The organism is Sphingosinithalassobacter sp. LHW66-3 (genome assembly GCF_050703275.1).
Lineage (GTDB): Bacteria > Pseudomonadota > Alphaproteobacteria > Sphingomonadales > Sphingomonadaceae > Sphingomonas.
Genome location: NZ_CP193482.1, coordinates 188,954 through 207,713 on the forward strand (window position 1 = coordinate 188,954; position 18,760 = coordinate 207,713).

Consider the following 18,760-nt stretch of genomic DNA (forward strand, 5'->3'; position numbering starts at 1 on the left):
TGCTACTTCACTTCCTCCCGCTTGACCTGGCTTAGCCGGGTGAACCATTCATGACGATCCCGGTCCGCCCCACCAGCTGACTTGTCGTCCTCCCCAAGGTCGACGAAGTCCAGCACATGGGCTCGCTTGGCGGGATCATTTGGGTCGACTCTGAGGCATCGACCGAGTCGCTGAATTGTTTCAAGCCTCGCTCGCGCAGAAGCAAAAAGGACAATATTGCGGACCGACGGAATGTCGATGCCCTCCGATAGTCTGTGACAACTTACTAGGCATTGTACTCTTCCCTGAATGAATTCTTCTAGCCGATCGGCGTCGGCACCCTCGTAGTAAGTGCCAAAGACGATCTCCCTATCCATCAACTGGCGCTGCACAAGCCTGCCATAGTCTCGCGTTTCGACGAATATAAGTGCGCGCTCGTAGAGATCGGGCCTTTCGGCAAGATGCTGCTCGAATGGCGGGAGTTTTGAGAGTGATGTTTTGCGAACCGCGGCGATGTCGCGGTAAAGCGCTTCGTCGCTCCACGCTTCGCCTGCCGCGCGACGGGCGTGATGCCGCCGGACCGCTTGCCGAATGGCTTCCTTGTCGTCGTTGGACAGTTCGTAGGGGAGGGGGGTGTAGTCGAACTCGCACAGGATGCCTTTTCGGATTGCGTCCTCGAGCGTGAATTCGAAGATCTGCGGCCCGACCTCGTGTTCGATGAAAGCCTGACCCTCGGTGTCGTAGATGCGCTCCGGCGTCGCACTGAGCCCGAGACGGTAGCCGAAGGGACTTACTTTGCCGGTCAGATCGCGCACCATCGACGGCGATCCAAAGCCATGGACCTCGTCGCCAATGAACATCGCCTTTGCGGCCACCTGCGGCGGGAAGCCGCCAAGGACTTCCTGCAGGTAGGATTGCGCGACGAACAGTATTTTCGGTCCGCCGGCAGCCTGAAAACGCGAGGCTTCCCGATGCGGCCCAAAGTGGCGGAACAGCGACCAGCTGCGTTCATTGAGAAATCCGGTGTACCATTGCTCGAGCAGGTCGAGACTGCGGGTCGTGACGAGAACGGTATCCAGCCCGACGTCGTGAGCAAGGCGAGCGATTATCTTCTGGGCGGTGCGGGTCTTGCCGGTCCCGGTGGCCATTTCGAGAACCCCGGCGCGCTTCTCAAGGAAGCGCTCGACCGCTTGGTCCTGATGGACCCATTTGCTCTCCTCAGTTGCTTCGTCCTCCCGCGGATAGGGTCGAGGGCGCGCACGAGAAATGCGTACGAGGCGATTACGTATTGCGTCGGGTAAGCTGAAACTTGCGACATGGGGGTCACGTCCCGCCCAGATGCGTTCGAACCGCGACTCATGCCGGGCAATTCGTTCCGCGTCGCGCTCGCCCTGCCAACTGCAGAAGATGTCGAGCGTTTCGAAGTTGCGAAACCCACGCTCGGTTTCATTCTGCGAGCCATGGAACACCACGGTGCTGCCGCTGCTGTCCGAGAAGAGCCCCATCTTGGGATGATAATCGCCGTCGAGCTTGCCCATCGGCACCGCTAGGCGAACTTCCAGCAACTCATCGGCAATCATCCAGGCCAGGACCTGAACGGGATCGTCACGCGAATGAGCCTCGAGATTATCGACCTCGATGCGCATTGTATCGGCTAGTTCGCGATCAACCCGCGCACGGTCTCCGTCTCTCAACGCGGCCCAGTCTTTGGCAGAAAGGATGGGGCTCGTGAGAAGCCGCATGCGACCGCCATGTGCGGCAAACACCGCGAGTCCATTTGCAACCCTCCGGAGCCACGACGACGAGAAATAGCCAACGCCACGATCGTAGGTCGCGCTCAGCCTAAGGCACGGGTTATATAAAACCGCATCGATGTCATCGACGGAGGTATCGAGGTCCGCCGGCAATTCTAGGTCGCTTAAGCCTCGCAATAGCTGCCCACCCGTCAAAGACATTCGAGAGAAATCCTAATCCCCTTCGGATGCCATAGAAGCTGGGGGAACGGATGCACTAGCGTGACGTGCGATGCAATGCCGCGCGCCTGCCCATTTTTGCTCCCCTGCCTTGGTGGTAAACTCTGTTTTGGTGCGAGGGACGCTTTCGCTTGCAGGCGACGCTGAGCCGAGGCTCATAACCTTGCAGTCCGCAATCGGAAAGTCAGCGGGACGTTAGCATCGAGCAATCAGACAACCGAAAGCGGACAGTCTCCATTCGGCCCGACTCCTGCCTACGGGCTAGAGCGCCCGTCCAAACCAGATTACTCGTCCGACCACGTGCACCTCGGAGCGGTCCATGTCGTTCCAGGTCGGATAGGCCGGGTTGTCGCTCGCGATGGTGATCTGCTTTCCGCCTGGCTTGATGGCGATCCGCTTCACAACAAGCGCGTCGTCAGCGCGCAGGACGTAGATGCCGTCCCGCAATCGCGAAGCGTGATCCGAAGCATCGACGAGCACTTCGTCGCCGTTGCTGAGCGTCGGCTCCATGGAATCGCCCGTCACTCTCACGATCGACAGGCTAGCGCTTTTCGCGGAAGTCAAACTGCGAAGCCAGCGCTCGTCGAACCCGAACCTGGTCTGCGCATTTTCACTCGCTGCAACAGCACCAAAGCCAGCCGAGGCTTCGACGTCCAGAACCGGAATTTCGACCATGCCGTCGAGGACGGCATTGGCCGGGCCGCCAAGAACCTGCTCGTCGACGCCGAAGAAGCTCGCAAGCACCTTGCGATCCTCATTGTCGAGCTTGCGCGGCGAGCCGCGCTTGATGAATTGCTGAACGTAGCTCGGATTACGGCCAAGCATGCGCGAGATCGCCGCGTAGCCATAGTTTCCCTTGGAGATGAGGCGGTCGAGCTCTTCCCTCACATGTTCCATCAGTCGTGTCCTTCGAAAGCCAACCTGTAGGAGTTTTCCTAGACGCGCGGATATCTTCCTACTAAGAACATAACAAGAACGCAAGCCGATTCGCAGTCGAAGTGAGATGCACATGACCCTGCTTGAGCGCATCGAGAACCATCTGAAGAAGCACCGCATTTCAGCGACGCGCTTCGGCAGACGGGCCGTCGGCGATCCCCGGTTTGTGCTTGATCTCAGGATGGGCCGAAAGCCGCGCCGGCGGACGATTCTGCGGCTGGAAGGCTATCTCGCCAGGTTCGAAGTCGATCCCTCGAAGGGCGGCGAAGCGGCCATCAATTCTCGATCTCGGTACGTTCGCTCAACTGCTCGAAGCGACGGGCCACGTCCTGCCAGAGTGCAACCCCGTCTTCTTCGCCCCGGCGTCGAAGCCGTGCAATCGTTTCGGCAATGAATTGCGCGCCATCGGAGCCATGGGTTTTCTCAACCCACAGCGCCATGCCCCAAAGCTCCTGATCGCGGCTCAACGTCAAAACAGCGCCCCGAACGCCGCAATCAATCCAAATAGCACCAAAGCACCCACGATCATCGCTTCGAGCTTCAGCATCCAGCTCGTGGACCGAGCGTCATCGTGGTGGTCGTTCCAGTCGCGCATCAGCACCACGGCTCCCTTCGCCCGGTCCAGGTGCGTGCCAGTCCCTCGCCGACGAGCTGGTCGCCCAGTGAACGTCCATCGCGCGTGACGACACGCAGCTTGCGTCCGTACTGGTCCTCGTCGCGGTTGCCGATTGGCTGCAGGTCGAACTCGCCTTCATTGAGCAGCACCACAAGCCGATCGCGCGCACGAATTCCTCGCTCGTACTCGGCATCGCATTGCGGTGAGGAAATCTCCGGCGTGTCGATATCGGCAATGCGTATCTTCACACCCTCGATCCAGATCGTGTCGCCATCGACCACGCAGGTCTGGCGGATCGTCCCGCACACGGCAAATGAGTGCGCCTGACCCGCTTGTGCGCTCGCTATACTGGTGGGCCAGTTGATTCCAATGAGCCCGCCGACCGCTCCCGCCAGAAGGCCGCCGCCAACAAGCATCGCCAGCGAGCGACGCCTCGCCCGCTTCTGACGTTGTAACTCCTGGCGGAAGTCGAAGACCGGCGCACCCGGCTTGCCGTCGCGCTGCTTCTCCGATCTGCGCCGGAACATCACGAACAAGCCAGACTGGTCGTGATGAGGAGTGCGCGGTTCATCATGATTGTCTGCCATCACAGCCGGAAAGGGCCAAGTCCTGCATATCGCATTGCGGAGCCTTTTGGGCTAACCTGCATGCAGCGCCTCTCCAACCATTTGCAGGAAGAGCAGAGGCTGGCGGGGCAGGTCGTTGAAGGAGATAGTCGATGAGCGATCCAGACAAATCCCGGAGCTCCGGTAGTCAGGATTGGCAGGGCTTTCGCGAAATCGACCGGGCCATCGCCGAGAACCGATTGACCGCTTACACCTGGAAGAAGACTTGGGCCGATCCGTGGGGCCGTCTCAAGCTAATCGTGATCTTTCTGGCCCTGGTAGCGTTCGCAGCCTTCGTGATCGTGCAGGACGTAATTCTCTAGCGATCACCATTTCTTGACCTCATCAGCCGCTTCTTCCGAAGCCCCCCGAGCATCTCGGGTGCGACCATCTAGATAGCCAGTCACCTGATCCAGGCGCTGAGAACCTCGACCTTGCGCTCGTTCGACTTCTCGCTCAATCTCCTCGCGCTCGCCGGACGATTCTGACAAAGCCCGGGGAGACCCTCCAAGCATGACCGAACCGCGCACGTCGCCTTGGGAACTTACGCCTGGGCGAGAGACCGGCGAATAGGGAGGCAGGACAAGCTCGTCGGCGATCTCGCCATGCAGCCGATCCGCGTAGCTCTCGACGAAGCGCGCCTGCAATTGCTGGCCCTGCGCGCTCATCTGGAACTCGATGTCGTCGAAATGGACGGGGCCATAATAGTCCCGGTTGGCTTCGATCTCGGCCATACCCCATTCGCGGTAAGCCTGGCTGAGATTGAGCGAGCCCGCCGCATTGGCACTTTCGTACCAGCTCGCCTGGTTCTCGAGACGACTGGCAAGCTCTTCGGCGCGGCGTGCTTCTACGGTGTAGCTCTGCGCCTCGGTGAGCGACGTGGTGAGACCCGCGGCGCTGCTCGAAACAAGCGCTTCCGAGCTCGAACTTGTCTCGCGCAGAAAACCTTCGCGAGCGGTCGACCAGTTCTCGCTCTCGGAGATCTGCCTGAGCGCGCCGAACAACCGCGACCGGTCCTCGGAAGCGATGCCGATATCGCTGTCTGTCCAGCTCTGGTTGCGGCCGCCTCTTACTCCCAGCGTCGCGGATCCCGCACCCCGTTCACCCTTCAGGCCAAGCCCTGCATCGCCATTGAGGAACCACGAGACGGTGATGTCGTCGGCCGCGCGGCGGGAGAGGCCGAACTGCTGCTGGAGCGTCCGCGAGGCGTTGTCGATCTCGCTGAAGGCCGTGCCGATGCTGTCGCTGCTCGAGGTTCCGCTGACGGTCTCGTTCGAGCGGCTGGCCGACCATGCGTCGCGGAGTTCGTGGAAGCGGGTGACCGCCGAGCTCGTCGACTGCTGGGCGAGGTTGGAGAAGGTCTCGCTCTGGCTGCGGCTTTGCCCGGCAATGGTCGAAAGCCGGCTGCTGAAATCCTGCCCGAGCGTCGGGCTGAACGGATAGCTCGAGGTCGGCACGTGCGCGAACTCGGCTCCGGGAAATCCGGTGGTCTGTGTGCCGCTCTCGCCGAAGCTGCGGGTCTGGCCTGCGCCATAGGCGATGTTGGGCGCGAGATTGCCTTGGGCGAACTGGCGCGAGAACACGCTCGAATTGTCGATGTTCGAGTTGCCGAGCGAGACGTTGCCAGTGCTCGCCTCGCGCGCGGCCTCCTCGGCCGCATTCTGGCTCGGGTTAAGGTAGGAGGTCGCCTGGGTGGAGATGGCCATGGCGCCCTTGGCCACGCCGCCGGCGAGGAACGGCACCGAGGCGACGAGATAGCCGGCGAGCACGCCGATATCGCTGTTGACGTCGCTCATTCCGCCGAAGGTCGCCAGGCTAAGCCCGGTGCTGCCGCTCGCGGCGGCGACATCGCTCGCGCCCTTGAACATCAGGATCATGTGCAGGATGACGAACAACGGTCCCCAGGCAGCAAGATAGAAGAAGCCAGTGACGTAGCCTCTGAGAGCCAGCGGCCCGGTCTTCGGCATCAGGAACAGCGGGAAGAGAACAGGGAACAGCGCGTAGAACACGACGGTCAGCACGATGTTGAGGATCGGCACCCACTTCATGGCATTGTGCGCGATCGAGGAATAGGTGCGCTCGGTCTGGATGTCTGCGCGTGTCTGGGCGAAGACATCGACGCTGGTCGTGCCGCTCGCGCCGGCAAAGCCGTGCATCGCCTGGTTCATCGCATTAATGGTGAGGACCTGGCGGAAGATCGCGCTCGCGCTCTGCGAGACGCCGCTCAGATACTGGTAGGCAATCGGCAGATCGGCGAGCAGCTTGGCCCTGGCGAGCGCTTCGCTCTGGCGCGGATAGAGCTGGCGGCCCGCTACAAGTGTCATCTCGTCGATGAGACCAGCCCACTGGTTCGAGAGCGCGGTGTACGCCTCGCGGCAGGTGACGATCGAGGCGGTGACGGTGTTGTCGCTTTGGCGGGTCACGAACTTCTGTGCACGCGCCGCGCTGCCCGGCGCGATGGTCGCCCAGATGTCGTTGCTCCCGGACAGCTCCTTCATCGAGTAGCGGCCGAGCAGCAGATCGTAGAACACGCATTGCCGGACATGCTCGTCGAAGTTGGCGGCGAACTCGGGATCATTGATGCGCAGCGAGCGCGTCGCCTCGAGCAGCCGCGCGCCGTAGATCATCCCGTTCTTTGAGTAGTTGAGATCTTCGGGCAAGCCGAAGACCAGCTCGGCGGAGCGCGTAAGATAGTCGCCAGCCTGGCTGGTGAAGCTTGCCATCAGGGCGAGCCCCAGCGGGACATCGGCGACCGTGGCCGGAGCAAGGCCGGGATTCACGCGGTCGGTGACGTGCACGTCCATCCGCGGCACCATCAGGCACATGTAGATGAGCGTCGCGCCGAGGAACCAGTTGAGCCAGGCGCGCCAGTCCTGATTGAAGGCGAGCACGATGACCGCCAGCGCCATGCCCATCACCAGCGCGACCTGGATCAGGCTCTTGTAGCCGCCGGCACCGGTCCAGGCGGCGACTGCGTTCAGCACGTTGACGATGTATTCGCCGCCGCCGACAGTGAATATCTCGACCACTTGCTTGATCCCTTACGGTACGATCGAGCGCGACTGCAGCCCGCGCGACCAGTCGAGCGCCGCAGCCATCGAGGGTGACATCGAGGCGGCGAGCATGTTCTCGATCATCGCGGTCTTCTCGATGATCTGGACGATCGCGGTGATGCGTGCCTGTCCGTTGGCCTGCCGGTGCGCGAGCTGGTTGCGCACCTCCGCCACCTGCGCGCGCCACAGCGCGAGCTTCGCTTCGTCGGCGGCAATGAAACTGGCCATCGAGCGGCCAGCTTCGGAGACGATCCGCTCGAGGATCGCGTGGAGCAGATCGATGCTCGCGACTTCGGCAAGAGTCGCGCGGTCATCGGTCGCCATGCCGCGTCCGAACGCCGCCTGCACGGTGAGGATCTTGTAGAGCGGCAGCGATGCGACCTGGAGCAGTTCCTTTTCGGCCTCGCCGATTGCGGTGTCGGTGCGGATCGCGTCGACCATGTTGCCGATCATCAGAGCGACACGCGGGCGGATCGCCTTCGCGCTGGCAAGGCTCAGCTGCTGGAAGCTCGGATTGAGGCACTGGTCGGGCTCGTCGCACTGAAACACGCGCACGCTCTGGCCCTGCGTCCCGTCGAGCAGCGCGGTCACCAGCGTCGAGGAGGCGTCGCCCGCAAAGGGCACGAACCTGCCGGGCTCGTCGTCCTTGGGCGGCACATAGATGACCGTTCCGATCAGCGTCATGGCATACTCGGCAAGCTCACGGTCGAAGGTGCCGCCCGGGTTGAAGAAGGCGCTCTGCTTGAGAACATGCCAGGTGTAGTTGCGAGGCACCGCGGGATTGACGTCGGCGAAGTCCTCGCCGCCGTTCTCGTTGGTCGAGGCGCGCTGGCCCCGGGTGCCGCAGCCATGCTTGGCGGCGGCATAATCGGTGAAGATGCCTTCGGAATTGCCGATCGCTTCGCAGATCGCCTTGTCGGCAAGATCGCCCTTGGGCCACACGCCCCCGACCAGCCCTTGTGCCATCTCGCAGGAGTTGATCGACAGCTCGTTCATGAGCTGCGCCTTCTGGCTGAACTCCTGCATGATCTTGTTGCACTCGGGGCAGATCGTGTCGATCGCGAGGCTGAAGGCGAAGCCGACGGCGTTGTTGGCAACCGCCTTCAGCAGCGCAACCATCTCGCTGGCGTTGATGAAGGAAAAGGAGCCGGCGAAGATGTCGATCCCGCCGCAGCCGGCCCGCGCGCGCGGCAGCTGGAGATTGGCGATGTTGGTCGTCTTCTGCGGGAAGCGCGTCCAGACGTTGCCCATGCTGTAGTAGCCCGCCGACTGGCCTTCGAAGGCGGTGGGACCGGTAACGTTCGCCGCTCCGCCCATGTCATCCATGAACCGGTCCATGCTGTCGCCGACATTTGCCAATGCTGGTCCCGAGATCGGGGCGGCGATCATGCTCGTGGCGGCCAGCGCGAGCGCAATGGTTCTGAGCCTAGTAATCATGTCCGGCTTCCTTCGAGGTGAGGAGATAGATGCGGTCCTGCAGCTCGTCGGCCGAGAGCACGCCGTAGCCGATCGGGATCGGGCGTTTGCCGACGCTGTCCCACAGCACCACCGCGGGGGTGATCCCGGGCTCGAGCCCCATGCGCGGGCGCTGGCCCTTCTCTACGCTGTAGTCCGGGAAGTGCCGCGACGGCCCGCCATCGGTCGAGATCGCGCGCACGGTGATGCGCCAGCGTGACGCGACCGCCTTGACTATAGGACTCATGACTTCGCAGGCGCCGCAGGTCTGGGCGAAGAAGTAGAACAGGCCGTAGCGCTCGGAGAGCCGGGCCATCACGAGGTCGCGTTCCGCCGCGCGGGTATCCTGCCACTGCTTCTTGGCGAGCGCGCCAACGGGACGTTCGAGCGTGTAATCGAGCGCCGGGTCCTGCCACAGCGCGCGCTGCCAGACGTCGGAGAACAGCGAGGCGCGGTCGAGCTGTTCCCGCTGGAAGCGGATGTAGGCGGCGACATTGTCGGGCGTGGGGCGAAGGATCGCCTGCGCCTTCAACTCGCGTAAGGTCCCAGTGATCGCGTCGAGCTCTTCCGCGGCACTTGTCGAGGCCTGCGGCTGCGGCTCTGTCTCACGAGGCGCGGGCGCAGGCCTCACGCAGTAGAACCAGTACCCGAGCTTGCGCTCCGCGCAGTAGAGGGCGTCGGCCGCATCGGTTCCGGAGCCTCCTTCCTGAGCCGCCAGCGGGCCAGTCATGAACAAGCCTGCAGCCGCGCAGAGCGCGAGTTTGGTGGCGCTGCGCATCACTGTGCTTCCCTTGCGTAGTAATCCTGGATCTTCTGCTGGATGAGGGTGCTCGTCTCGAGCTCGTCCGGCAGCCGCGCGGCGTCGGTGAACTCAGCGTAGACTTCGGAGAAATCCATCTGGCTGAGGTCGAGCCGCGCGAACTCGTCGAGCGTGAAACCCTTGCAGGTCTCGGTCTTCGGCTTGCCCCAGGGCTTGGGCAGCTGGCGCCGGCCCTGCTCCTGCAGGATCCGCGAGAGCTTGGACTCAAAGCAGCAGTAGACCTTCTTCTTGGTCAGACACACGCCAAGGAAGCTGTCGGAGCAATAGGTGCCGACATAGGCACACAGCCCCTGCGCATCGCGCTCGTGCAGCAGGACTTCCTCGCGGTCGCAGCCGAGTGCCACCAGCAGGCTGATCCCGGGGATGAGCGGGAATCCCTTGCCCTTGCAGCAGTTGAGCACGCCAAAGACCTTGGACGAGCAGGTGTTACGGGTTCCGCGAAACAGCGTCAGCGTTTGCGGGTCGAACTGCCCGCGCGCCTCGTTCATCGCGTGGAGCGCGGTTACGGCATCCTTGAACTCGTTGTTCGCCTTGCGCTCGATCGTCTCGCATGAGCCGTCGATGCAGTAGACGTCGCCGTCGCAGACATATTGCGTCTCACCCGTTTCACCGGCCGGAAGCGGGCATTCGTAGACACGCTCCCAGGTCTCGCATGCTTCGGCGCCGCTCAGACACTCCTCGCGCACGAAGCGGCAGCTTCCCTGGTCCTCGAGCGCAGAGCAGTCGCTGGCGGCGCTTCGGGTTACGCAGGTATAGCTGCGCTGCCAGGCCCAGCAGGGCCGGGTGACCGCGACGCCGTCCACTATGCGCGTCTGCGGATCGCTGTCGGTGCAGATTTCCGCGTCGAGCGTGCAATCGCCGTTGCCGGCGAAACCGGTGCACTGGCTCTCGTCGGGGGCGGCAGACACGTCCGTCGTGCTTGTGACCGCGTAGGGAGTCCGGCCCGACACGGGAGCATCGCAGGTCATCTCGGTCAGAGGTTCGCCCGGTTCCGAGCAGAATCGCGTGTGTCCGTTATCGAACCATTGCAGGCAGCGGCCCTCGCGCTGGCCGGTCGCGCGGCAGCTCGCGCCGGCGAAGCCTTCGCAGACTGGCTCGCCCGAATTGTTGAAGTCGCCGAACCTGCTGCAAAGGTAGTGATACTGCGGCCGCCGGGTAACGCTTGCCACGAGCGGGACCGCGCATTGGCCGGCGCTCTGGTCGATCCGCGTGCCCGTGTTGCAGGTCGCGAAGTACGTTCCTGCCGATCCCGCACCGGGCGGAAGCGGCACGCAGGAACCCTGCGCACCCCCGACCGCCATACCGCTGGTGTAATCGAGCGGGGTTTCGCTGATTGTCCGGCTCCGCGCGAGCATGTCGGAGATGTCCTGCGTGTCGAACTCGGCGCGGGTGGTCATGCTGTCGCGGATCGTGCGCAGCGCCGGGTTTGTCGTTGCATTGGCGCGTGCGCGAGAGTCGATCTGGTCGGGGCTCTGCGCCAGATCCTGCAGACCGCGCGTCGCCTGCGGATCGTAATTGGGCACTTGGGTAGCGTCGATTGGCGCCGAAGCCGCGTCGCGCGCGGTGTCTAGCAGGTCCCTTGCTGTCTGCTTGCCGTCGGCCCTGGCCGCCTCGGTGGTCTGTGCGGTGCTCGCGCCCGGCACAGCAAGGATCAGGGCGAGCGCAGTGGCAATCATCCGCGTCATGGCCGATTTCCTTCGAGGCGGGCGAGGTGGAGCCGGGCAAGCGTCGCGCCGGGACCGCCGCCTCCGGCGAAGGTTTCGAGAACATGGGCGACGCTGACATTGCCCGCGATCCGGTCGTGCGGCGGGACCACGCTCCTGCAATCGAACCCGTCGCACGGGCTGAAATCGGTGCTGAGCATGACGAAGCTCGGCGCGGCCTTTATGTCGAAGGCGCGAAAGAGCCGCGGATCGACGCCGAGCGATCCGGCTTCGCTGCCGTCGCTCCAGATCGCCGCGAGGCGCTTCTTGAAGCCTTCGCTGTCGCCTTGCGGAAACCCGCGCAGGACGGTGACCCCGCCCGCGCGGCCCATGTCGCGCACCAGCGCCCTGAGGGCCTCGGGCGGCATCGACAGCGAGGCGAAGGCGATGAAGCGCGGTCCTTCGCTCAGCGATGCCGTTTCGGCTTGCGCCTGGGCACGGACCATTGCGTCGAAATCGAGCGCATGATTAGTGAGGTCGGTGCCGACGCTCTCGACATAGGCCGCACGGTTGGCCTGCGCGCCGTTCTGCGTGCTGCGCGCATCCTCGGCGAGCACATCGGCCCGCTCGCGCACCGCGGTGGCAAGCGCCTCGGCATCGCCGGCATGTTCGGCTGCGCGCGCGCGGATCGCATCGAGATCGAGATCGCCCGATGCGCTTTGCGCAAGCGCCAGACCGCCAAGCGAGAGGGCGAAGACGAGCGGGAGGAGCAGAAGGGACTTGGTCATAGAGCGCAGCAGTTCCTCTTGCGCCAGACGAGGTAACCCATGTCCTCGCCGATGGCGGGGATGACCTGTCCGGGCTCCTGAAGAGTGGTGGAGGTGCCGATCGGCGGGCAGGCGTAGCGCCCGCTCGTCGCCGGATTGGGATTGGTGGCCTGGAAGCGGTATTGCTGCTTGCGCATCACCGGCATCAGGTATTTGCCGCACAACCCCTTCGAGCCCATCGTGCCCCACGAGACGAGCTCGCGGTGAAGCTTGTAGGCGAAGCGCGAGAGCACGAGCCGCGAGGCTTGCACGTGCCCGATGGAGGCAGAGACATTGCCGTTCATCGGGTACATCGAGCCTTGGCAGCCCGCGCACCAGAACATCTCGTCGATCGGTAGCTTGGCGGTCGCCGCCGCGCAGTCGGCGGCGCAGGCGGCCAGCGCCAGCGGATTGGCGAACAGGACCGCCTCGGGATTGATGATCGCGGTGAGTTCGCTGTCCTGCCACAGCGGATCGATCTCGGAGATGTAGAGAATGTCGATCGAACCGGGCTCGAGGCAGAGGAAATCGGCGACGATCTCCATCCAGTAGATCAGCGGATAGGCGTACCAGTGGACGTGCCAGCTCGAATAGTACTGGCTCGCCCCGCCGATCGCCGACGGCCCGGAGATCGAACGGAAGCCGATGTCGAAGCCGGGATCGAGCTTCATTCCGCCAAGGTTTACGAAGCACCAGGGCTTCATGCTGACATCGGCGAGCCGCACCGGCTCCCAGAACCCCATCGCGATGCCTGGCCTCAGGCCGCACAGACACACGGGCAGGTCGGGATTGTCGGGATCGGGCCGGTTCGAGGGCCAGATCTCTAGCCCGCCGACCGAGATCGGGAACAGGCACGACCAGCAGATATCGGTGATCGGGTTGACGAAGCTGCCGGTGCACTTGCCCGGCCCGGCATCGGCCGCGGCGGGCGCCGCCAGAGCCAGCGACACGGCAGCGAGCAGTGCGGCGGCGAATTTGCGCAGGGCTCTCATCGCGCTGGCTCCTTCTTCGCGGAAAGCGCGATCTCGCTCACGGCGAGCAGTCGGCCCTGTTGGCGCACGCGCGCGGGCACGGCCCTGATCCCGAAGCGCTCGGTGAGCTTGCCGCCCTGGTCGAAATAGAAGCGGCGCTGGCGGGCCTTCATCAGCTCGAGCGGCGCGCCACTGATGAGGATCAACTTGGCCTGCCGGTCCTGCTTGAGCGCCCAGGCGACCTGCGCCGCGTCGTCGCCGTCGAGGAAGAGGAGGTCGGCGCGTAATACAACGCTGTCGAGCGGGTTGACCCGGGTGCCCGCGGCATGGATCAGCTCGCCCTTCGCGCCCCTGATATCGGCGGCAAGCGTGATCGTCGGATCGAACGACCAGCTGCGATCGTCGATCGCGCGCGCGATCCCGGCGACCGGGTCCGGGCGATTGACGCGCGCCGCCGTGCGTCGCTTCAACTGGTCGTTGAGCTTCGCGGTCTCGCCCGATTTTTCCATCGCGACGAGGCGCGAGTGGATCTGCTCGAGCAGATCGCGCTCGATCACCGGAAAGACCGCGCCTTGCTGGCCGTAGTCGCGCGCCTGCGCGGCAGCCGGCAAAGCAAGAGCGATTGTCAGGACAAGCGGGAGGCGGATCACAGGATCGCCCTCCCGCTGCCGAGGATCTGCCCGGCGCAAACGAAGCCGATCGCACCGTAGCGGCTGTCGAGCCCGCGCGGATGATCGGTGCCGGTGTAGTAGCAGTTTGCAGGAATCGTTCCTGCGGGACCGCGCGTCAGCGGAATGCCGAGGCGGGTCACTGCAAGGCGCGTCGCGATCTTCTCGCCGTTGACGAACACGTCCATGCCTTCGTGGCTCACGACATCGCCGGGCAGGCCGAGCACCCGCTTGCCGAACATCTGCGGATCCGATCCGAAATGGGTTTCGATAAGCGCGCTGGGCGGCGGCTCGAAGAAGACCAGGCTGCCGCGCTCGATGGGCGCGCGCTTGTCCAGCCAGAACGCCCAGTTGGGCAAGCTCGGGCTCGCGTTGAGCAGCAGGGCGTGGTCCTTGCTGAAGGCGTCGAGCGGCGCCCAGGCCAGCGGCAAGGCGCACAGCGCGCAAAGGATAAGCGGGCGGCGCCAGTGAATGGAGGGACGCTTCATCGGCGCGGCTCCTGCTGGAGCTTTGCGGCAATCCGCCGCTCGAGCTCGGGTGTGGCGTCCTCGGCCGCGCCCGCGAGCACCGCCTCGGCGACCAGCACGACCCGTCCGTCGCGGCCCATTTCGGCGACCGACGCTTCGGCGGCCTTCAGATAGGCAAGGCTCGCCGCCTGCACGGCCTGCGGCTCGGCATCGGCGCGCGCGGCTTCGTCGACGAACTTCCCGATGGTCTCGGCGAGACGGACCGTAACGATCCGCGGCGGTGGGTTCTCGGTCACCGCGCGCGTGATCCACGCGGCCCAGAGCAGCGCAGCGGCAAGGCCGAGCGTCGCGAGGATTCCGAGGGCCAGCCTGGGGTGGGGGAGCCGCAGTCTAGTCATGACGCCTGTCTCCTTCGGCGAGACGGCGCTCGAGCCGCCGGAGGAAGGCCGGCAGGCGCAGCAGCGCGTAACAACCCGCGGCAAACAGGAACGCGACCTTGAGGTCCTGGCTGAACAGGTGCCGGGCGACCGGCTCGGCGAGCCGGTAGTGATCGGCAAGGTTGCCGAGCTGCGCGAACAGCAGTCCCAGATCCCACCCCGCGAGGAACAGGAACGCGAACAGCGGCAGGCCGAGCACGACGAGCACGATGTTCATCGCAAATCCCGCGGCCTCGATCAGGACGAGGCAGGTGCCCTGCGCCAGCGACCTCGTGTCGATCTGCCTCGCCCGGCTTTGCCCGCTTGCAATGCGATCGACCGGCGTTTCGTAGTCGAGGACCATCATGCGGCTCCTCGGGCCGAGCCGGCGATCCCCGCGACCTGGCCGATCGCCTTGTCGAGCGGCATGCCGTCGGCGACATGCTTGTGGATCGCGGCATAGGTGTCGGGATCGGACGAGAAGATTGTCGCCGAGAACGGGTCGAGCACGAGCCGGCCGACTGCCTCGATCTCTGGACCCTTGATGTAGACTTCGCTGTATTCGGTGCCCGAGCGCTTGAGACTGCGGATCAGCGTCTCGGTGCGGTCGTCCATTTCGAGCCGTGCTTCCTTGCGGAAATCGGCGATGGTCTCAGCCTTCTGCTGGAGCACCAGCATCCAGTCGCTGTTCTCGAGCGCGGCGCGCGCCCCGTCCGACTTGTAATAGTCGTTGAGCGATTGCGTGGCGGTCGCGAGCGCGCCGCCGTATTTGCGCGCCGTGCGGGCATAGGTCTCGACGAACTCGCCCATCGAACCGCCCTTGAGCATGGCCCAGGCCTCGTCGATCAGCAGCAGCTTCTTCGTCGAGCGCGAAGAGCGGGTCATCGCCTGACCGGTCATGAACATGATCGCCGAGAGGACCACGCTCCGCAGCTCCTCGCGTGAAGCAAGATCGCTCATCTCGAAGACCGTGAAATCGTCCTCGAAGGCAAAGCTCGCCTTGCCGGAGAAGAACCCGGCATAGCTGCCGCCGCGGCAGAACGGACCGATCGCGGTCGCGAGCTCCCTGCCGGCCTCGTTTGTTGTCGAGTGGAGCGCATGCGCGACATCGTCGATGCTGCCGCCGCTGCCGAGGCTGTCCCAGACTTGCGTAATCGCGCGGTCGATGAGGCCGCGCTCGGTATCGCTCGGCGCCGTGCTCGGACGCGCCATCTGCCCGACGATCGCCTTGATCATCGCGAAGCAGTCGAGCCGGTAATCCTCGTCGCTTTGGGCGCGGGCATCGTCGACCATCGAGAACGGGTTGAGCGAAAAGCCCGAGGCGAGCGTGAACTCGACGAAGCGCCCGCCCTGGAGCTTGACCGAGTGCTCGAAGCTGCGGCCGTCGTCGATCACCACGACCTTGGCGCCCGCGCCCCGTAGCGCCGCGCACAGTTCCTGCAGCAGCACCGACTTGCCCGAGCCCGACTTGCCGCAGATGGCGATGTTGTGGTTGCCCGCGCGGTTCTCGAAGGGCGACCAGAAGAAGGGCTGGCCGCGCCGGCCGACGAGCAGCAGATGCGGAATGTCGCTACCGAGATACTCGCCCTGCATCGGCGCGATGTTCGCCGCGGTGGTCGAGAGCATGGTCTTGAGGCGCTTGAGCCGCGTCATGTCGCTTGCGAGCCCATCGGCGAGGCTCAGCGGAAAGGCGGCGATCAGCCCCTGGAGCTGGAGAAAGCGCTCGTCGGCGAGGTCCCAGCCCGCCGCCTTGTAGATCGCCTTGACCACGCGCTCGTGCGTGTCGCCCTGGCCGAGCGGCGAGATCGTGGTCAGGCCGTAGAACAGCTTGACCAGCTTCTTGCCCGCCTGGAGCTCGGCCTGGACATGGCGCCATTCGGCCGATTGCTCGCCGAGCCGGGGCAGGAAGCGCGCGCTCTTCGTGTCCGAGAGGCTGGTGGTGCGCATGAACTTGTAGCCCGCGCGCGCGGCGGCGGCTTCCTGGTCGGGATAGACGAGGCACAGCATTGTCGCCGTGGGGCACGGGAAACGCAGCTTGTCGGTGAACATGTCGCCGATGAGGCGCGCGCATTCCCACGGCGCCCAGCGCTCGGGCGTCGAGCGCACGGCATAGTGGCGCAGATCGAAGCGGTCGGGATAGCATTCGCCGACCTGCGGCACGCCGTCGCGGTCGCGGCCGGTCTCGCGAAAGCGCTCGGTGCGCAGGATCAACCGGTCGTCCTCGACCTCGAGTTCGATGTCGCGGCGGATCGCCTGGAGGTCGAGCGTCTCGTGGCGGTTCCAGTCTATCCGGTCGGGCTCGCGCGCCGTGGTCGGCGAGGTCAGCTCGTCGATCAGCGACAGGAGGCCGTGCGGCTCGAGGCTCGCCGCGTGCAATCCCAGCGAATGGAGCATGCCGAGCAAGCCCTCGCGGCATTCGGTAAGTTCGGCATCGCTCACATTGCCGGGCAGGGGAACGCCCAGCGACAGGATCAGCCGGGTGGCGCGCGCGTGGAACGGCGCATGCGCCGAGCCTGATTGCCAGACCAGATCATACAGCCGCTGCGTGCGCGCCCGCGCGATCGCCTCGTAAATCCCGCCCTGCTCGTAACGCGGCGCGAACCAGGGACCGACCACCGAACCGATCCGGGGCGAAGCGAAATTGAGCACCTGCAGGCAGGCGCCCGCCGGCATCCCTTCGGAGAAGAACTGCCCGAGGATCTCGCCGGTGCGCTCGTCCGCGCCCACCAGCGGGGTCACTTCGAGCACGAAACCCTTGGAGGCGCGGTTGCGGTAGAGGCCGGTGCGCTCGTCGTAGACGCGGTAGGGCAGCCAGTCCGACAGCATGTCGAGCATAAGCGGCGCGCGGGCGTGCTCCGCGCGGTCGGTGTCGGCGAACAGGCCGGAGAGCACCGCGTCGCGCGCGGCGCCAAGCGAAAAGCTCACTGATCGTCTCCTTGTTCTGGGTCTGGTTGGGAAAGGGGTTGGGGCACCCGGCCGGGGGAGGCGTTACGACCGGGTGCCCCAGGTTCCGGCGCATCTGCGCCGGGTATTGCCGGACCGGGCTGGGAGGGGAGGAACAGCTGGTCCGGCAATTCGGGGAAGTTGGAATTTTGGGGGTTCTCGGGCTCGGGGGTACGGGCGACCGCCTGGCCGATCGCGCGCAGCAGCTCGCCGGTTCCGCTCGGCTGCCGCCAGCCCGCGCCCACCGGCTCCGGCAGCACGACCTGGACCACGCGGGCCTCGTGCTCGCGTCCGGCTTCGTCGCGGTGGGCGGCGAGCACGATGCGCAGGCTGCGACCCACGGACGTCCTACCCGGTGCGGAAGAGACGGGTAGCGTCTCCTGGCCGGCGGCCAAGCCGGTCGCCTGGGCGTCGATCAGCGAGGTCGGTGCGCAGGTGCCTTCGGGCGCGCGGCAGGCAAAGCTGCCCTCGACATTGCCGCCGAGCGTGGCGCAACCGGCGAGAAGCGATGCCGCGATCCCGCAGGCGAGGTTGCGGACGCGCGCGCTCATGACCGCGGCTCCTTTCCGCCCGCGGCGAACGCGCGCAGCGTCTGGGCATCGCGGAAGCCGTGCAGCACCGCGCCGTCGCTGGCGCGAACGATGACCGGCGTACCGGCCAAGCCGTTGGCCCTCGCGAAAGCTTCGTTGGCATCGAGCGCTTTGGCTTTGGCGCAGGATTTGCCGTTGGCCTCCAGCTCGCCGGCATAAGCGGAGTGAAGCGCCTTCGCGGGATCCTTCGCGCAGAGCACCGTCTCGGAGAGCCGCCGGCTCGCCGCGCCGAAGATCGAGATCGGGCGCTCCTCGACCTGGACCTTCGCCTTGACGAGTTCGGCCGCGAGGCGCTGGCAATAGCCGCACTGGAAGTCCGAGAAGACCACCAGCCTCGCGCCTTTCGGGTTGCCCCAGCGGATTGCGCCCTCGGCGGGCAGGCTCGCCAGGTCGACTTTATCCGGCGCAACGCTCGGAGCGGTCTCGTTTTGTTCCGAACGTACCCGGGCGCCGCCCGCGGCGAGCAGATCGGGATTGAGTTCGAGCAGGCGCGCGGCAGTGACATCGCGCCGCTCTTCCATGTCGTAGAGCCGGCCCACGAAGAGGTAGCGTGCAGTTTCGTCGATATAGAACAGCGTGTCGCCCGAAACGACCTCGCACCACGGGCCGAGCGTGTCGCAGGTCAGCGCGTCGACCGGCGTTTTCGGCAGGCGCAGCTTGAGCGCGGCGGCGACATCGCTTGCGAGACCGGCCGCATTGGCAGGAAGCGCGGTGACGGCGGCGACGCCGAGCGTCAGCACGGTGGCGGCGCCGGTCATCGCGAGCGCGACATGGGCGGCGCGGGCTTTGAGGCCTGGGCGGGAGTGGGAAAAATTCATG

General features: G+C 65.1%; 19 protein-coding genes. 1 reads left to right on the forward strand and 18 read right to left on the reverse strand.

Annotation, left to right across the window (positions count from 1 at the left end; all coding sequences use genetic code 11):
- Positions 1-2: 2 nt before the first annotated feature.
- The 5 genes from ACQ450_RS00915 to ACQ450_RS00935 form a co-directional block, all read right to left on the reverse strand.
- Positions 3-1,721, reverse strand: coding sequence for a DEAD/DEAH box helicase family protein (locus ACQ450_RS00915; RefSeq protein WP_431470135.1), 1,719 nt, complete (start codon positions 1,719-1,721; stop codon positions 3-5).
- A 492-nt stretch (positions 1,722-2,213) separates the two neighbouring features.
- Positions 2,214-2,849, reverse strand: coding sequence for a S24 family peptidase (locus ACQ450_RS00920; protein ID WP_431470136.1), 636 nt, complete (start codon positions 2,847-2,849; stop codon positions 2,214-2,216).
- A 314-nt stretch (positions 2,850-3,163) separates the two neighbouring features.
- Positions 3,164-3,355 carry a DUF6961 family protein gene (locus ACQ450_RS00925; RefSeq protein WP_431470137.1) on the reverse strand — a complete coding sequence of 64 codons (192 nt, stop codon included), beginning with the start codon at positions 3,353-3,355 and terminating at the stop codon, positions 3,164-3,166.
- Between the two features lie 2 nt (positions 3,356-3,357).
- Positions 3,358-3,489, reverse strand: a complete 132-nt coding sequence (locus ACQ450_RS00930) for a hypothetical protein (RefSeq protein WP_431470138.1) — start codon at positions 3,487-3,489, stop codon at positions 3,358-3,360.
- Complete coding sequence (locus tag ACQ450_RS00935; protein WP_431470139.1) at positions 3,483-4,091, reverse strand: thermonuclease family protein; 609 nt, start codon at positions 4,089-4,091, stop codon at positions 3,483-3,485. The genes ACQ450_RS00930 and ACQ450_RS00935 overlap by 7 nt, the downstream gene beginning before the upstream one ends.
- Before the next feature lie 131 nt (positions 4,092-4,222).
- On the opposite strand from ACQ450_RS00935, the gene ACQ450_RS00940 reads away from it, so the two are divergent.
- Complete coding sequence (locus tag ACQ450_RS00940) at positions 4,223-4,432, forward strand: hypothetical protein (protein WP_431470140.1); 210 nt, start codon at positions 4,223-4,225, stop codon at positions 4,430-4,432.
- Between the two features lie 3 nt (positions 4,433-4,435).
- Here ACQ450_RS00940 and ACQ450_RS00945 read toward each other — a convergent pair whose 3' ends face one another.
- Genes ACQ450_RS00945 through ACQ450_RS01005 form a run of 13 tightly spaced genes read right to left on the reverse strand, consistent with a single transcriptional unit; the run spans position 4,436 to position 18,759 of the window.
- Entirely contained in the window at positions 4,436-7,138 is a 2,703-nt protein-coding gene (locus ACQ450_RS00945; protein ID WP_431470141.1) for a conjugal transfer protein TraG N-terminal domain-containing protein, read from the reverse strand.
- Positions 7,139-7,150: 12 nt separating this feature from the next.
- The gene (locus ACQ450_RS00950) at positions 7,151-8,599 is read right to left on the reverse strand and encodes a conjugal transfer protein TraH (RefSeq protein WP_431470142.1); all 1,449 of its coding nucleotides are present in this window, start codon (positions 8,597-8,599) and stop codon (positions 7,151-7,153) included.
- A complete protein-coding gene (locus ACQ450_RS00955) occupies positions 8,589-9,395 on the reverse strand; it encodes a conjugal transfer protein TraF (protein ID WP_431470143.1) in 807 nt (268 codons plus the stop codon). Before ACQ450_RS00955 ends, ACQ450_RS00950 begins: the two co-directional genes overlap by 11 nt.
- Complete coding sequence (locus tag ACQ450_RS00960; protein ID WP_431470144.1) at positions 9,395-11,122, reverse strand: conjugal transfer protein TraN; 1,728 nt, start codon at positions 11,120-11,122, stop codon at positions 9,395-9,397. Before ACQ450_RS00960 ends, ACQ450_RS00955 begins: the two co-directional genes overlap by 1 nt.
- Complete coding sequence (gene trbC, locus ACQ450_RS00965) at positions 11,119-11,868, reverse strand: type-F conjugative transfer system pilin assembly protein TrbC (protein WP_431470145.1); 750 nt, start codon at positions 11,866-11,868, stop codon at positions 11,119-11,121. Before trbC ends, ACQ450_RS00960 begins: the two co-directional genes overlap by 4 nt.
- Positions 11,865-12,878, reverse strand: coding sequence for a conjugal transfer pilus assembly protein TraU (gene traU / locus ACQ450_RS00970; RefSeq protein WP_431470146.1), 1,014 nt, complete (start codon positions 12,876-12,878; stop codon positions 11,865-11,867). The genes trbC and traU overlap by 4 nt, the downstream gene beginning before the upstream one ends.
- On the reverse strand, positions 12,875-13,507 hold the full coding sequence (traW, locus tag ACQ450_RS00975) for a type-F conjugative transfer system protein TraW (protein ID WP_160611797.1): 633 nt from the start codon (positions 13,505-13,507) through the stop codon (positions 12,875-12,877). Before traW ends, traU begins: the two co-directional genes overlap by 4 nt.
- Positions 13,504-14,013, reverse strand: coding sequence for a S26 family signal peptidase (locus tag ACQ450_RS00980; protein WP_431470147.1), 510 nt, complete (start codon positions 14,011-14,013; stop codon positions 13,504-13,506). Before ACQ450_RS00980 ends, traW begins: the two co-directional genes overlap by 4 nt.
- Positions 14,010-14,390 carry a TrbI F-type domain-containing protein gene (locus ACQ450_RS00985; RefSeq protein WP_057883304.1) on the reverse strand — a complete coding sequence of 127 codons (381 nt, stop codon included), beginning with the start codon at positions 14,388-14,390 and terminating at the stop codon, positions 14,010-14,012. Before ACQ450_RS00985 ends, ACQ450_RS00980 begins: the two co-directional genes overlap by 4 nt.
- Entirely contained in the window at positions 14,383-14,775 is a 393-nt protein-coding gene (locus tag ACQ450_RS00990) for a hypothetical protein (protein WP_200956687.1), read from the reverse strand. The genes ACQ450_RS00985 and ACQ450_RS00990 overlap by 8 nt, the downstream gene beginning before the upstream one ends.
- Positions 14,772-17,333: a type IV secretion system protein TraC gene (traC, locus tag ACQ450_RS00995; protein ID WP_160611798.1), complete on the reverse strand. Its 2,562-nt coding sequence runs from the start codon at positions 17,331-17,333 to the stop codon at positions 14,772-14,774. The genes ACQ450_RS00990 and traC overlap by 4 nt, the downstream gene beginning before the upstream one ends.
- Positions 17,330-17,902: a hypothetical protein gene (locus ACQ450_RS01000; RefSeq protein ID WP_431470148.1), complete on the reverse strand. Its 573-nt coding sequence runs from the start codon at positions 17,900-17,902 to the stop codon at positions 17,330-17,332. Before ACQ450_RS01000 ends, traC begins: the two co-directional genes overlap by 4 nt.
- Positions 17,899-18,759: a DsbC family protein gene (locus ACQ450_RS01005; protein WP_431470149.1), complete on the reverse strand. Its 861-nt coding sequence runs from the start codon at positions 18,757-18,759 to the stop codon at positions 17,899-17,901. The genes ACQ450_RS01000 and ACQ450_RS01005 overlap by 4 nt, the downstream gene beginning before the upstream one ends.
- Position 18,760 lies beyond the last annotated feature (1 nt).